18 protein-coding genes are annotated in these 13,125 nt (G+C 68.3%); 14 read left to right on the forward strand and 4 right to left on the reverse strand.

The window, feature by feature from the left end; translation table 11 throughout:
- Positions 1 to 2 precede the first annotated feature (2 nt).
- From OG555_RS05760 to OG555_RS05805, 10 genes are all read left to right on the forward strand, one after another.
- Entirely contained in the window at positions 3 to 1,592 is a 1,590-nt protein-coding gene (locus OG555_RS05760) for a multicopper oxidase family protein (protein WP_329481639.1), read from the forward strand.
- Positions 1,589 to 2,674, forward strand: coding sequence for a flavin-containing monooxygenase (locus tag OG555_RS05765; RefSeq protein ID WP_329481640.1), 1,086 nt, complete (start codon positions 1,589 to 1,591; stop codon positions 2,672 to 2,674). Before OG555_RS05760 ends, OG555_RS05765 begins: the two co-directional genes overlap by 4 nt.
- The gene (locus OG555_RS05770) at positions 2,674 to 3,096 is read left to right on the forward strand and encodes a hypothetical protein (protein WP_329481641.1); all 423 of its coding nucleotides are present in this window, start codon (positions 2,674 to 2,676) and stop codon (positions 3,094 to 3,096) included. The genes OG555_RS05765 and OG555_RS05770 overlap by 1 nt, the downstream gene beginning before the upstream one ends.
- Before the next feature lie 94 nt (positions 3,097 to 3,190).
- Positions 3,191 to 3,502 carry a hypothetical protein gene (locus OG555_RS05775; RefSeq protein WP_329481642.1) on the forward strand — a complete coding sequence of 104 codons (312 nt, stop codon included), beginning with the start codon at positions 3,191 to 3,193 and terminating at the stop codon, positions 3,500 to 3,502.
- An 80-nt stretch (positions 3,503 to 3,582) separates the two neighbouring features.
- Entirely contained in the window at positions 3,583 to 3,873 is a 291-nt protein-coding gene (locus OG555_RS05780; protein ID WP_329484771.1) for an FAD-dependent monooxygenase, read from the forward strand.
- Positions 3,768 to 4,487, forward strand: coding sequence for an NAD-dependent epimerase/dehydratase family protein (locus tag OG555_RS05785; RefSeq protein ID WP_329484772.1), 720 nt, complete (start codon positions 3,768 to 3,770; stop codon positions 4,485 to 4,487). Before OG555_RS05780 ends, OG555_RS05785 begins: the two co-directional genes overlap by 106 nt.
- Positions 4,488 to 4,525: 38 nt before the next feature.
- Positions 4,526 to 5,248 (forward strand): LmeA family phospholipid-binding protein, encoded by a 723-nt coding sequence (locus OG555_RS05790; RefSeq protein ID WP_329481643.1) that lies wholly within the window; start codon positions 4,526 to 4,528, stop codon positions 5,246 to 5,248.
- A gap of 75 nt (positions 5,249 to 5,323) precedes the next feature.
- Positions 5,324 to 6,289 carry an aldo/keto reductase gene (locus OG555_RS05795; protein ID WP_329481645.1) on the forward strand — a complete coding sequence of 322 codons (966 nt, stop codon included), beginning with the start codon at positions 5,324 to 5,326 and terminating at the stop codon, positions 6,287 to 6,289.
- A gap of 137 nt (positions 6,290 to 6,426) precedes the next feature.
- A complete protein-coding gene (locus tag OG555_RS05800; RefSeq protein WP_329481647.1) occupies positions 6,427 to 7,104 on the forward strand; it encodes a PadR family transcriptional regulator in 678 nt (225 codons plus the stop codon).
- Positions 7,101 to 7,559, forward strand: a complete 459-nt coding sequence (locus tag OG555_RS05805) for a DUF1707 SHOCT-like domain-containing protein (RefSeq protein ID WP_329481649.1) — start codon at positions 7,101 to 7,103, stop codon at positions 7,557 to 7,559. The genes OG555_RS05800 and OG555_RS05805 overlap by 4 nt, the downstream gene beginning before the upstream one ends.
- A gap of 1 nt (position 7,560) precedes the next feature.
- Here OG555_RS05805 and OG555_RS05810 read toward each other — a convergent pair whose 3' ends face one another.
- Positions 7,561 to 7,950 carry a VOC family protein gene (locus tag OG555_RS05810; protein ID WP_329481650.1) on the reverse strand — a complete coding sequence of 130 codons (390 nt, stop codon included), beginning with the start codon at positions 7,948 to 7,950 and terminating at the stop codon, positions 7,561 to 7,563.
- A gap of 50 nt (positions 7,951 to 8,000) precedes the next feature.
- Between OG555_RS05810 and OG555_RS05815 the strand changes: the two genes are divergently transcribed.
- From OG555_RS05815 to OG555_RS05825, 3 genes are all read left to right on the forward strand, one after another.
- Positions 8,001 to 8,588, forward strand: coding sequence for a helix-turn-helix domain-containing protein (locus OG555_RS05815; protein ID WP_329481651.1), 588 nt, complete (start codon positions 8,001 to 8,003; stop codon positions 8,586 to 8,588).
- A 103-nt stretch (positions 8,589 to 8,691) separates the two neighbouring features.
- Positions 8,692 to 9,141: a hypothetical protein gene (locus tag OG555_RS05820; RefSeq protein WP_329481653.1), complete on the forward strand. Its 450-nt coding sequence runs from the start codon at positions 8,692 to 8,694 to the stop codon at positions 9,139 to 9,141.
- A 452-nt stretch (positions 9,142 to 9,593) separates the two neighbouring features.
- The gene (locus OG555_RS05825; protein ID WP_329481654.1) at positions 9,594 to 10,223 is read left to right on the forward strand and encodes a dihydrofolate reductase family protein; all 630 of its coding nucleotides are present in this window, start codon (positions 9,594 to 9,596) and stop codon (positions 10,221 to 10,223) included.
- Here the strand turns inward: OG555_RS05825 and OG555_RS05830 are convergent, their stop codons facing one another.
- Complete coding sequence (locus OG555_RS05830; protein WP_329484773.1) at positions 10,224 to 11,273, reverse strand: lipoate--protein ligase family protein; 1,050 nt, start codon at positions 11,271 to 11,273, stop codon at positions 10,224 to 10,226.
- Between the two features lie 108 nt (positions 11,274 to 11,381).
- On the opposite strand from OG555_RS05830, the gene OG555_RS05835 reads away from it, so the two are divergent.
- On the forward strand, positions 11,382 to 12,014 hold the full coding sequence (locus tag OG555_RS05835; RefSeq protein WP_329481656.1) for a hemerythrin domain-containing protein: 633 nt from the start codon (positions 11,382 to 11,384) through the stop codon (positions 12,012 to 12,014).
- Positions 12,015 to 12,033: 19 nt separating this feature from the next.
- Here the strand turns inward: OG555_RS05835 and OG555_RS05840 are convergent, their stop codons facing one another.
- A complete protein-coding gene (locus OG555_RS05840) occupies positions 12,034 to 12,597 on the reverse strand; it encodes an adenylate kinase (protein WP_442914517.1) in 564 nt (187 codons plus the stop codon).
- Between the two features lie 149 nt (positions 12,598 to 12,746).
- Positions 12,747 to 13,124: a VOC family protein gene (locus OG555_RS05845; RefSeq protein WP_329481659.1), complete on the reverse strand. Its 378-nt coding sequence runs from the start codon at positions 13,122 to 13,124 to the stop codon at positions 12,747 to 12,749.
- Position 13,125 lies beyond the last annotated feature (1 nt).

Here is a 13,125-nt window from a genome sequence, read left to right on the forward strand (position 1 = left end):
GCGTGTTCAGCACAGAAACGGTCGGATTGGCTGCTGTAGCGCCCACGGGCTTGGTGCGGCTGCATGACGGCGACCTGCTCGAGCTTGGCATCGGTGCGGTGCGCAAACGCATCGATGACGCCGAGCTGCGCATGCTTGCCTACAACGGGTCGATCCCAGGCCCGACCCTGCACGTGGACCAGGATTCGGAGATCACGGTGCAGGTGCGGAACGACGGTGACGTAGAGACGACCGTGCACTGGCACGGCCTGCGGTTGGAGAACCGGTACGACGGGGTCCCGCACGAGACGCAGAAGCCGATCGAGATCGGCGGATCGTTCACCTACAAGCTGCAGTTCCCCGACGCCGGCCTGTACTGGTACCACCCGCACATGCGGGAGGACTTCGCCCAGGAGATGGGCCTGTACGGCGCGATCGTCGTCGAGCCGTCGGACTCGTCGTACTGGCCCGCCGTCGACCGGCAGCTCACTCTCACGGTGGACGACCTGCTCGTCGAAGACGGACACATCGCGCCCTTCAACCGGTCCGGGCCGACCTTCACCGCCATGGGCCGGTTCGGCAACGTCATGCTGATCAACGGCGAGACCCAGTTCTCCGGCCAGGCAGTGCAGGGAGAGGTCGTGCGCCTCTACCTGGTCAACACGGCCAACACCCGCATCTTCAACGTGGCCGTCCGCGGAGCGCGGGCGAAGCTGGTAGGCGGCGACAGCGGCCGGTACGAGCGCGAGACGTTCATCGAGGCGGTATTGCTCGCCCCCTCCGAACGCGCGGTCGTCGACGTACTGTTCGACACCCCCGGCGAGGTGCGGCTGGAGAACCGCACCCCTGACCGGGTGTACGACCTCGGCGGTTTCACGGTCGCGGGCGGCGATGGCGGCGTTGCTGCTGCGTCGTTCGCCACGTTGCGCACCGACCCGGACCTCACCGCAATACACCAGTCGATCGGCCCCGATCTGGACCGAGAACCCGACAAGGTCCTCGCGTTCTTGTCCCAGATGCCACTCCTGTACGGCGGGGACGACGCACTCGCGTCCAGTTACGCCTGCCCGATGCATCCCGACGTCACTGCCACCGAGCCGTCGAAGTGCCCACAGTGCGGCATGAAGCTGGTTCCCTCCACCGCGATGCCCCAGGAGGCCGCAGCGCACGGCGGACACGATCACGGTGATGGCCTCGAGTGGGAGGACCTGATGCCGGAGATCAACCGCGCATCGGATCCCGGCAACATGATCTGGCAACTCGTCGACCGGGAGACCGGCGCCGAGAACGGAGCCATCACCTGGGCGTTCACCGTCGGCGACCGGGTGAAGATCCGGCTGGTCAACGAGATGGACTCCGACCACCCGATGCACCACCCGTTCCACATCCACGGCGCCGGTCGCTTCCTCATCCTGTCCAGGGACGACCAGCCGGAGACCAACCTCGTCTGGAAGGACACCGTCCTGGTGCGCGCCGGCGAAACGGTGGACATCCTGCTGGACGTGTCGAATCCCGGGCTGTGGATGGCGCACTGCCACATCGCCGAGCACACCGAGAGCGGCATGATGTTCAGCTTCAATGTCGCCCGGCGTCCCGAGGCGGTGTCGTCATGACGGACGTCCTGGACGTGCTGGTGATCGGCGGCGGCCAGGCCGGTCTGGTGATGGGCTACCACCTGGCCGAGCGCGGGCAGCGCTTCCTGATCCTGGACGCCGGCCCGGAGATCGGCCACGCGTGGCGCTCGCGATGGGATTCCCTGCAGCTCTTCACACCGGCGCAGTTCGACAACCTGCCAGGAATGCCGTTCCCCGCCGCGAAAGACACCTATCCCGGCAAGGACGACGTCGCGGACTTCCTGCAGGCGTACGCGGCGCGGTTCCAGCTACCGGTGCAGCTGAACACAACCGTCGAATCGTTGACCAGGAGCGACGACGGGTACGTCGTGACGACGGGCCGAGACACCTGGAAGGCACGGCAGGTGGTGGTTGCCACCGGGCCTTTCCATACCCCGTCGATCCCCCCGATCGCGAACGACCTCAGCGCAGAGGTGACCCAGATCCACAGCGTGGAATACCGGCGACCGCAAGACCTCGCGGGCGAAAAGGTCCTGGTCGTAGGAGCCGCGAACTCGGGCTGCCAGATCGCCCTGGAGCTCAGCGCCACCCATACCGTGGAGCTGGCGGCCGGCCAACGGATCCCGACGATCCCTCAGCGGCCCTTGGGCCGCGACGTGTGGTGGTGGGCGAGCGGGCTCGGACTGGACCGGGTCACGGTCGGCTCCCGGCTGGGAAACCGGCTGGCCGGACGTGACCAGGTGATCGGCAGCGGACCGCGACAGCTTGCGAAGCGCCACGGCATCCGGGTCCGTCCCCGCGTGACGGCGGCGACCGGCCGGACCGTGACCTTCGCCGACGGGACTGCGTCGGAGTACGACGCTGTCGTGTGGGCGACCGGGTTCACGACGGAATACGCCTGGATCGACGTGCCCGGCGTACAGGACGAACGGGGACGCATCCCGCACAACCGCGGCGTCACCTCGTCCCCCGGTCTGTACATGCTCGGCCTCACCTGGCAGCACACCAGGACCTCGGCCCTCCTCGGCTGGGTCGGTTCCGACGCGTCGTACCTCGCGGATCAGATCGCCGCCGCAGGCTCGGATCAGTCGATCCAGACCGTGCAGTCCCCACCGCGCTGATGTCGAGACTGTTCGCCAACGAGCGGGTCCCGCTCGCCTGGGGACTCGTCTGGGGCGTCATCCAGGCCACGGCGCCGCTCGGTTTCTGGTGGCTTGATGCAGCGACCGTCTACGCCCTCTCGGTGGTACTGATCGCCTCGGTCTACATCGGCTTCGCCGTCGCCGATGGACGACCGGCGGTCATCGCCGTCGAGATCACCGTCGCCGGCGCATTCGTCGTACTCGCCGCTGTGGGCATCACCGGATCGGTGTGGCTACTCGTCGTCGCCCTGATCGCCCACGGGTTCAAGGACCTCTGGCAACACCGCACGCACTATGTCGCGAACACCCGGTGGTGGCCCCCGTTCTGCCTCGCCGTCGACTGGCTCGCCGCCACGATCATCGCGATCGCGATCGTCGCCGGGGTCTCGCTCCACCAGTGACGGTCCTTCCGCGCACCACCGCGGTCCGGCGGCCGATGACGGCGCGAGTACGCTCGGAAAGACACCAGCGGCTTCGGGATCAGTGGAGGTAGCGATGACTGACGAACCCTTCGAAACGTCGGAGGATGTTCACCACGACCGCCGCGAGCACGGCGGCCTGCCACTGCACCCGGACGACGACGATCTCGCCCGCCGGACGGAGCAGGAGCGGGTCGAAGCCGGTGTCGACGCCTACGACCCCGACGACGTCCCGCCGGCCACCGATGTGCCCGCGGCGGACGATCCGACCGACACCGAGGAGTATCGGGAGGAAGAGGCGGAGATCAAACGCCAGACGGAGGAGAGCGAGCTCTACCCGCTAACCGATCGCCACCCGTTCCCGCCCTCCCACTACGACAGGTCCTGATAAGGCACCACCCCCCAGGCCGGCAACCGGGACCATCGGATGGGTAAGACTGGGCGCCGAGTCCTGTGAAAGGGGTGTCAGTGCACGTCGTCGTCGGCGCCGGTCCTGTCGGGTCTGCTACTGCTCGGCTACTCGCGGGTCAGGGAGAACAGGTTCGCGTGATCACCAGGTCCGGGAGCGGGCCTGAGGCGGCGGGATCGAACGCGTCGCGGCGGACGCGAGTGATGCGGAGGCGCTGGCGCGGCTCACCGAGGGCGCGACGGCGATCTACTCGTGTGCGGGACCGCCGTACCACCGGTGGTCGACGGACTGGCCTCCGCTGGGGGCAGCGCTCATCCGGGCGGCCGAAACGACAGGCGCCGTACTGGTGACAACCGGCAACCTCTACGGGTACGGCGCTGTCGACGGAGAGATGACCGAGGAGACGCCGCTGCTACCCAACTCGGTCAAGGGGCGGGTGCGCGCCAAACTGTGGACCGATGCGTTGGCCGCGCACGAGGCCGGTCGGATCCGGACCGCCGAGGTGCGGGGCTCGGACTACCTCGGCGCCGGCGCGGTGTCGGCGTTCAGCGTCATGGTGCTGCCCAAGGTGATCAAAGGCGGGCGCGGTCTGGCGCCGGCGGACCTCGACGCACCGCACAGCTGGACGTACGTCGGTGATGTCGCGAAGACCCTGGTCGCGGTCGCGGCCGACCCGAGCGCCTGGGGCCGCCCCTGGCACGTGCCGACCCCGGCCCCGGTGTCGGTCCGGGCCCTCGCCACCCGCGCCGCCGAACTCGCGGGAGCACCCCAGGCCCGCGTTGCCAGAATGCCCGCGATCGCGCTCCGACTCGCCGGCCTGTTCAGGCCGGACGCCCGCGAGATGCTCGAGACGCAATACCAGTGGCAGCGCCCGTTCATCGTCGACTCCACCGCCGCAACCGTTGCCTTCGGCATCAAGCCTGCCCGCACCGACGACGCCCTCCGGGAAATGATCGTCGCGTAACGACCCCTTAGGCTGTGCGGATCGACGGAAGGGCAGGGATGAGTTCCAGGAGACCGCGGCGCTGGTTGCGACGGCTGGTTGTCACGTTGGTGGTGCTCGGGGTGCTGGCGGTTGCCGTCGACCGGGCCGCCGCGTGGGTTGCGGAGAACCAGCTCGCGACGATGGCCGAGAAGGAGGCGGCGCAGTACGACGTACGCGCGGCCGACACGTCCGTCCAGATCGGCGGGTTCGGGTTCCTGCCGCAGCTGGCCAGGGAGAGGTTCTCGAAGGTCACGCTGACCATGAAGCAACCGACGTTCGACTCGATCCCGGCGGAGGATCTGAAGGTCGAGCTGCACGGCGTTCAGGTGCCTCGAGGTCTACTGACGCGGACGCCCGGTACGGCGGTCACGATCGACACCACCGACGTCCGGCTGCAGTTGTCACCGGCCGAACTCGCCAAGCTCGCGGTCCGCAGCACCGGCGTGCAGGGGCTGACACTCGATGCGGTCGACGGCAAGCTGAACGCGAAGTTGTCGATCCGCGGTGTCGAGGCCGAGGCGACGCTGCGCCCGCAGGTCGAGAAGGGCCGCATCGTCCTCACCGTCGACGAGCTGTCCGACGCGGTCCCGTCGTTCGTCCGGAACGCGGTGCGCAATCAGCTCTCCCGGGCGATCACCCTCCCCAAGCTCCCGTACGGCGCCACGCTGAAGCAGGTCAGCGTGGAAGGCAACTCCATCGTGCTCACCGCCACCGCTGCCGATCTGAAGTTCGCCGCCTGAATACCGGTACTGACAGGGTCTCCCACAACCGGCGGAGTCCTCGTAGCGTCGAGCCCAACGGAAAGAGGGTTCGACGTGGAGTATGTGCGGTTGGGGCAGACCGGCCTCAAGGTCAGCCGGCTCGCTTTGGGATGCATGAGTTTCGGCGAGCGCAACGAGTTCCATCAGTGGACGCTGGACGAGGAGAGCTCGCAGCCGTACTTCCGGCAGGCACTGGAGCTCGGGATCACCTTCTGGGACACGGCGAACACGTACGGCGGTGGTAGCTCCGAGGAGTTCGTCGGTCGCGCGATCAAGCAGTACACCCGGCGCGAGGACGTCGTACTGGCGACCAAGGTGTGGGGCAAGATGCACGACGGCCCGGGCGGATCGGGGCTGTCGCGCAAGGCGATCCTGGAGCAGATCGACGCTTCGCTGACCAGACTGGGCACGGAGTACGTCGACCTCTACCAGATCCACCGGTGGGACCCGGAGACGCCGGTCGAGGAGACGATGGAGGCGCTGCACGACGTCGTACGGGCGGGGAAGGTCCGCTATCTCGGTGCGTCGTCGATGTGGGCGTGGCAGTTCGCGAAGCTGCAGCACACCGCCGACCAGGGCGGGTGGACGCGGTTCGTCGCGATGCAGAACCAGTACAACCTGATCCGGCGTGACGACGAGCGGGAGCTGCTGCCGCTCTGCGCGGACCAGGGTGTCGGTTCCATTCCGTACTCGCCACTGGCCAAAGGCAAGCTCGGCAAGCCATGGGGTACGCAGACACTGCGTGCGGACACCGATCGAGTCTCCAGGGCCCTCGCCCGCGACAGCGACCAGCAGAGCGTCGATGCGCTGGAGGCCGTGGCAGCCGAGCGCGGTGTGCCGATGGCACAGGTCGCACTGGCCTGGTTGCTGACCAGACCGGTCGTCTCGGCGCCCATAGTCGGTGCTACGAAGCCACACCACCTCACGGACGCCGCTGCGGCGCTGGAGCTCGAGCTGACCGAGGCAGAGCTCAAGCGCCTGGAGGAGCCATATCCCGACCAGCCACGCAACTGGTTCTGACGCGTGCACCCCCGCGCTAGCCTCGAAAGCGTGGGCTGCCGGCCACCTCGAGATCGCTCTGTGAGTCCCTTGGGTTGCGATGGTTGGCGATATATCGTCGACGTATCGCAATCTCTTCGTGAGGGACGGTGGTCGTGATGACCGGATCGACGTACGCCGCGGGGTGGCCCTGGCAGCACTTCGCGCGGCACTGTTCAGCCTTCGACGACATCAAAGAGGAGTTGCGCGCCGCGATGACCGGGCGGCGTGTGCACCACGGGCACCAGGGATTCGGCCCGCCGTGGGGGATGTTCGGCGGTGGTCAGATGTTCGGGCCGCCGTGGGGTCCGCCGCCGCGCTGGCGTGGACCGAAGGCCCGGCGCGGTGACGTGCGGGCCGCCATCCTCGCGGTCCTCGCCGAGCAGCCGATGAACGGCTACCAGCTGATCCAGGAGATCGCCGAGCGCAGCGGCGGCGTGTGGAAGCCGAGCCCCGGCTCGATCTACCCCACCCTGCAGCAGCTCGAGGACGAGGGCCTGGTCACGGCGGATGCCGAGGTCGGTCGCCGTACGTTCACGCTGACCGACGAAGGACGCGCGTACGTCGCCGAGCACCAGGACGAGGTGTCCGCGCCGTGGGAGGCGATGAGCGCGCCGGCCGCGGACGACGAGAACGGGCTGAAGCCGATGCTCGGCCAGGTCGCGACGGCGATGTGGCAGATCCTCGCGACCGGTACGCCGGAGCAGCAGGCGAAGGCGCGGGAGGCACTCGGCGAACTGCGCCGGAAGCTGTACGGCATCCTGGCCGACGAGAGCACGGACGAGGACCGCTCATGAGTCTCCCGTTTCCCGAATGGCGCGACCCCGACCAACGCCGGGCTGAACGCCGGGGCTCGCTGCGGATCGGTGACGCCGAACGCGATCAAGCCGTCTCCATGCTCAGCGATCACTTCGTCGCGGGCCGGCTGACCCAGACCGAGTTCGAGGAACGCAGCGAACAGGCGACCCGAGCGCGCTATGTCGACGACCTCGCGCCGCTCTTCGACGACCTCCCGAGCCCGGCCGAGCTGCAACTCGCCCAGGGCCCGTGGTCGCCGCAGACCGCCCGTACCCGCCGCCGTCCCGGCCCACCGCCGCCGATCATGATGCTGGCGCCGTTCCTGATGATCGGCCTCGTCGTCGCGGCCATCACCCTGACCGCACCGTGGCTGCTGTGGGGCTTCTTCTGGATCATGCTGTTCAGCGGCATGGGCCATCGCCGCTGGGATCACAACAACCGCTACCGCCGCTGACTCAGGTACGCCGCCGCCCTCGAGCCCGCGGGATCTCCGCCGCGAACTCGACCACGAACCCGTCCGGGTCGGCCACATGCACCGTCCGATGTCCCCACGGACGGTCGGCCGGCCCGCTCAGCAGCGCCACGCCCAGCCCCGCCAGCCGCTCCGCGCACGCATCCGCGTCCGCAACCATCACCACCACTTCCCCACCGGCGCCCGGCGCCACATCCCGCCCGGTCAGCCACTCCGCCCGCCGCCGCTCATACAACGCGAACCGCACGCCACCGGCATCGAATTCCGCATACCCCGCATCCGTGAACTTGTACTCGAACCCCACCACATCCCGATAGAACCCCACCGACGCCGCCAAATCGCCGACGTACAAGATCACATAGCCAATCTCCACAACCCCACGCTAGCGTTGGCGGACACGGGGGTTGCATATATGCTACTCCTGTGAGTGCTGGAGAACTGGTTCGGCGAGCTCGGGAGGACGCCGGGCTGTCTCGCAGTGCGCTCGCCGCCAAGGCCGGCGTTCCGACGTCGACGGTGTCACGGATCGAAGCCGGGTCGAGCGATCCGACACTGACGATGCTCTCGCGGCTGATCGCGGCCAGCGGCCGCCACCTGTCGCTGACCCTCGACGCCATCCAGGATCGGCCGCATCGGATTGCCATCGAGACGCTGACCGAGGCCTACACACCCGACGCAAAGGTCCGCAAGGTCAACTGGGCCCAGGTGCGAGGATTCCTCGACCAGCTCACCGAACATCGTGAACTCACCGCAGAGGCGATCGAGTCTCCTCCGCACCGGACCGGCGACGCGGCGTACGACGCCCTGCTGGCCGGAATCGCGGAAAAACTCGCCGACGACGCCGGGATCCCACGACCTCGATGGACCCGTTCGGTGTCACCGTCACCCACGCCGTGGGAGGCGCCAGGCACGCCGGCACGAACTAAGCGAGCACGCGCGCAAGCTCCCACTCAGCTCGCCGCCCGCAACATCTGGCTCGCCGCCCACGACCTCTGGCGCAACGCCGCATGAACCAAGGCCCACCGGAGCCACCAGCCGTCCTCGACAAGCCGAGATCCTCACCCACCTCGCCGAGGTCGCCGACGAGCTCGCCGCCAGAGACCTGACCTGCTCTTTGGTTGTCGTCGGAGGCTCGTACATGGCCCTACACGACCTGCGCGAGTCGACCGCGGACGTCGACTCCTTGACAGTGCTCACCGCAGAGCTGAAGGCCGTCGTCCGGCAGGTCGGGGAGCGGCATGGCCTGCGCGCCACCTGGATCAATGACTCGGCCACCATGTTCGCGCCGGTCGGGTTGGCGCCCGATGCGTGTGAGCTGCTGTACGAGCACAGCCACCTGACAGTCCTCGGGCCGCCGCCTGGCCAGGTGTTCTTGATGAAGCTGCTGGCCGGCCGCGCACCGGATCACGACGACATGATCGCGTTGTGGCCGACGTGCGGGTTCGCCGACGCGCGCGCGGCGGTTGAGGCCTACTACTCGGCCTACCCGTTCGAAGAGCACGATCCTCACCTCGTTGCCTATGTCCAGCGGATCGCGGAGCTGGCTGTCGGTGGGGGTTCGTAGGCTGCGGAGCATGTACGAGGGTGCGTTGATTCTGGAGAGTTTGAAGGTTGGGACGGAGCTGGCGGGGATTCCGTTGGAGGTGCGGAAGATCAGTCGGTACGGCGTTTCCGGGACTACTGCTGAGCAGGGCTCGGTGTGGTCGGTTCTGGAGTTCGGGGTGGCGGACGAGCAGACGGAGGGGTTGGCGGAGTCGCTGGCGGGGGTGCTCGACGAGCCGGGGTGGTATGCCGACTTTCACGATGAGAGCGAGATCTTCGTGGTGTTTCCGGGGCGGGTCTTCCGGTATCGGCGGGGTGATGACGCGGAGCGGGCGGAGGCGCAGGCGTTCGGGCGAGCGCTAGGTATCCCGGAGGCGCAGCTGGACTGGGTGGAACAGGGCTTCTGGGGATGTCAAAAGGCTCGGGCTCGCTTCGACCAAGGGGTGAGAGTCGGAACTAGTCGAGGAGAAGGTCATGGCGAAGGTTCGGGTGGAGAACTTCACGGTGTCGGTGGATGGCTTCGGGGCCGGGGTCGGGCAGCGGTTGGACGCACCGTTCGGGGACGGGGTGGACGGGCTGCACGACTGGATGTTCGCGGCGTTCGAGGACAAGGCGGCCGGGAAGGGCGGGCTCGACGTCGAGCAGGTCGGGCGGCACGAGGAGGGCATCGGCGCGACCATCATGGGGCGCAACATGTTCGGGCCGATCCGCGGGCCGTGGGAGGACGAGTCGTGGACGGGCTGGTGGGGTGACAACCCGCCGTACCACACCGATGTCTTCGTGCACACGCACCACCTGCGCCCGTCGCTGCCGATGGAGGGCGGTACGACGTTCCACTTCACCGATGACCCGGTCGAGGTCGTACTGGAGCAGGCCCTCAAGGCCGCCGACGGGCAGGACGTGTTGATCGCGGGCGGTGCGTCGACAGTCCAGCAGTACCTGCGCGCCGGACTGATCGACGAGCTGCACATCGTCGTCGCACCGATCCTGGCCGGAGCCGGCGAACGCCTCTTCGACAACGTCGCCGACGCCCTGGGCAACTACAAGGTCACCAAGACCGCCACGTCCCCCAAGGCCACCCACATCGAGATCGTCCGCCGGTGATCACGGCACCCGGGTGAGCCACTCCTCGGTTCCGAACTTGCTCGCGACGAGGTCGACGGCGCGGTCCACGGTGCCGGCGTCGATCGTGCCCGGGCCGAGGCCGTAGCGGTTGCGGAACGAGTCGACCATCCGGTCGATCACGTCCACGCGGTCGAGGCCGGTCTGACTGCGCAACGGGTCGACGCGTTTGCCGGCGCTCGTGGTCCCCTTGTCGGACAGCTTCTCGCGGCCGATCCGCAGGACGTCCAGCATCTTCGCGGCGTCCATGTCGTACGCCATCGTGACGTGATGCAGTACGGCGCCACCCGCGAACCGCTTCTGCGCGGCGCCGGCGATCTTGCCGGCCGGTGAGGTGATGTCGTTGATCGGTTGGTACGTCGCCGCTATGCCGAGATCGTTGAGCGCGCCGATCACCCAGTCGTCGAGAAACGCGTACGACTCGACGAACGACAACCCGGACACCAGGGACTCGGGGACGTAGAGCGAGTACGTGATGGTGTTGCCTGGTTCAACGAACATGGCTCCGCCGCCGCTGATCCGGCGTACCACTGTCACGTCGTGCTTGGCGGCGCCCTCCAGGTCGACCTCGTTGCGCAGGGACTGGAAGCTGCCGATGATGACCGCGTTCGAGGCCCACTCCCACACTCGCAACGTCGGTGCGCGCTCGCCGGAACCGACCTGCTCGGCCAGCACCTCGTCGAGCGCCATCTGCAACGCGGGCTCCCGCGGTACGTCGTGCACGAACTCCCACTGGTGATCGCGCCAACCGGTCGCGCCGGTCAGAGCACGCCGTACGGCGACCGCGACAGCCTCCGGTGAGAATCCGAGCATCTCCACGCCATCACCCAGTACGGCGCGCACCCGCGCAGCGATCTGAGCAGCCGGAATCGCGATCGGCAGACCGGCAAGCGCGCCGTTGATCCGCTCCAACGCGTCGTCGGGCTCGAGGAAGAAGTCCCCACTGATCTGCGCCCGCCGCACGTGATCGCCGACCACGTCGAGGTCGGCAACGACAAGCTTCCCGCCCGGCACCTTGTACTCACCATGCATGTCGAGCAACAACCGGCGCCCACCTAAGGATGTTCCCGGCAACGAACTCGCCCTGCGTAGCGGTCCGAACACCCCACTTCAAGCCCGCTTCAGCCTAGACTCCGACGTATGGCGGAAATGAGCATGAACAAGGCGATTCACGCGGCGTTCCGGCGGGATCTGGGACGCTTCATTGACGCACTGGGGCGGTTTCCGGCGGGGAATCGGCAGCGGGCCGAGCAGCTGGCGACGGCATGGGCGAACTTCGACGACCAACTGACGCGGCATCACGAGGGCGAGCACGACATCGCCTGGCCCGCGCTGGAGAAGGTCGGGGTGAGCCACGACCTCCTCAAGCAGATGGACGCCGAGCACGACACGATGGCGGCCGCGCTGGCCGCGACGCGGACCGCGATGGCGACGCTGCACAGGTCCGCGAGCGCCGAGGACGCGGCAGCCGCACTGACCGCGATGCAGGAGCTGCAGCGGGTGACGATCCAGCACCTCGAGCACGAGGAGGCGGAGATCGAGCCGGTCTACCTCGCGAAGAAGGACACCCCGGAGATGAAGGCGATGGGCCGCGAGTTCGCCAAGGTCGGCCCGGTCCAGGGCGGCACGTTCTTCGCCTGGGCCCTCGACGGCGCCGCCCCCGACGAGTCCGCCGCCATCACCGGCACCGTCCCCAAGCCCGTCCTCACCGTCATCACCGGCGTCTTCGGGCGCTCCTACCGCAAGTCGGTCGCCCCCGTCTGGCGCAGCTGACGGTTGCTCCAGGCAACGGTTACGCGGCCGGCTGGAGCAGGCTGGCGACCTGGCGGACGTGGATCCGGACGGTGTCGATGTCAGCCGACGCGTCGATCTCGTGGCGGATGCCGCGGTTGCCGTACAGGCTGACCAGCGGGGAGGTCTGCGCGTCGTACACCTCGAAACGCCGGCGGATGACCTCCTCGGTGTCGTCGGAGCGGTGCTCGATCTCGGCCCGGCGGAGCAGCCGCTGGACCAGCTCTTCGGGGTCCACCTGGAGTACGACGGCCGCGTCGAGGGACCGGCCCTGCGCGGCCAGGATCTCGTCCAGTACGGCGGCCTGGTCGAGCGTGCGCGGATAGCCGTCGAGCAGGAAGCCGAAGTGGGCGTCGTCCGCGGCGAGCCGCTCGCGGACCATCGCGTTGGTGACCTCGTCGGGGACGTACTCACCGGCGTCGAGGAAACGCTGCGCGGTCCGGCCGAGCTCGGTGCCGTCGGCGACCTGCGCCCGGAAGATGTCGCCGGTGGAGATCACGGGCACACCGAGGTGTCCCGCGAGGTGATCGGCATGGGTTCCCTTGCCGGCCCCTGGCGGACCCATCAGCACGATCGTCGTCACAGCGCGCTCCCTTGCTCCCGGTAAGTCACACAGGATAGGGAAACCTCCGCCCGTGCGGTACGGCGTACGTCACTCCGTACCGCACGGACACCTGACACCCGCGCGTAACCGTCCGTACCTGGCCGGTATCGCTAATTCTCGAGCAAATCCCACGTCGACAGGCAGAACGGATGGCCGGCCGGATCGGCGAAGACCAGGCAGTGGCCGGCGTTCGGCTGGTGGTCGTACCTGGTCGCGCCGGCCGCCAGCACGGTCGCCTCGGCCGCCGCGAGGTCCTCGACGTAGAAGTCGAGGTGGAACTGGATCGGGACCGCCGGATCCGGCCAGGTCGGCGGCACGTGGGCGGGATCGGTCTGGAAGTCGATCCGCCCGCCCGGCCCGTCCACGGTCGCCCAGACCGGGTCGCTGTACGCGATCCGGCCGCCGGTGATCTGCGCATAGAACCCGGCCAGCGCCAGCGCGTCCGGGCAGTTGATCGTCGGCGAACTCAGCCTGATCCCGCCGGCCACG

Origin of the sequence: Kribbella sp. NBC_01484, from assembly GCF_036227145.1 — a bacterium.
In the GTDB taxonomy this organism is placed as follows: Bacteria; Actinomycetota; Actinomycetes; order Propionibacteriales; family Kribbellaceae; genus Kribbella.

What these genes read in the sequence shown, in the direction of transcription:
- OG555_RS05765 (WP_329481640.1), top strand. Translation starts at nt 1,589, where the DNA reads ATGACGGACGTCCTGGACGTGCTGGTGATCGGCGGCGGCCAGGCCGGT.
- OG555_RS05770 (WP_329481641.1), top strand. Translation starts at nt 2,674, where the DNA reads ATGTCGAGACTGTTCGCCAACGAGCGGGTCCCGCTCGCCTGGGGACTC.
- OG555_RS05775 (WP_329481642.1), top strand. Translation starts at nt 3,191, where the DNA reads ATGACTGACGAACCCTTCGAAACGTCGGAGGATGTTCACCACGACCGC.
- OG555_RS05790 (WP_329481643.1), top strand. Translation starts at nt 4,526, where the DNA reads ATGAGTTCCAGGAGACCGCGGCGCTGGTTGCGACGGCTGGTTGTCACG.
- OG555_RS05800 (WP_329481647.1), top strand. Translation starts at nt 6,427, where the DNA reads ATGACCGGATCGACGTACGCCGCGGGGTGGCCCTGGCAGCACTTCGCG.
- OG555_RS05805 (WP_329481649.1), top strand. Translation starts at nt 7,101, where the DNA reads ATGAGTCTCCCGTTTCCCGAATGGCGCGACCCCGACCAACGCCGGGCT.
- OG555_RS05825 (WP_329481654.1), top strand. Translation starts at nt 9,594, where the DNA reads ATGGCGAAGGTTCGGGTGGAGAACTTCACGGTGTCGGTGGATGGCTTC.
- OG555_RS05830 (WP_329484773.1), bottom strand. Translation starts at nt 11,273, where the DNA reads ATGCATGGTGAGTACAAGGTGCCGGGCGGGAAGCTTGTCGTTGCCGAC.
- OG555_RS05835 (WP_329481656.1), top strand. Translation starts at nt 11,382, where the DNA reads ATGGCGGAAATGAGCATGAACAAGGCGATTCACGCGGCGTTCCGGCGG.
- OG555_RS05840 (WP_442914517.1), bottom strand. Translation starts at nt 12,597, where the DNA reads ATGGGTCCGCCAGGGGCCGGCAAGGGAACCCATGCCGATCACCTCGCG.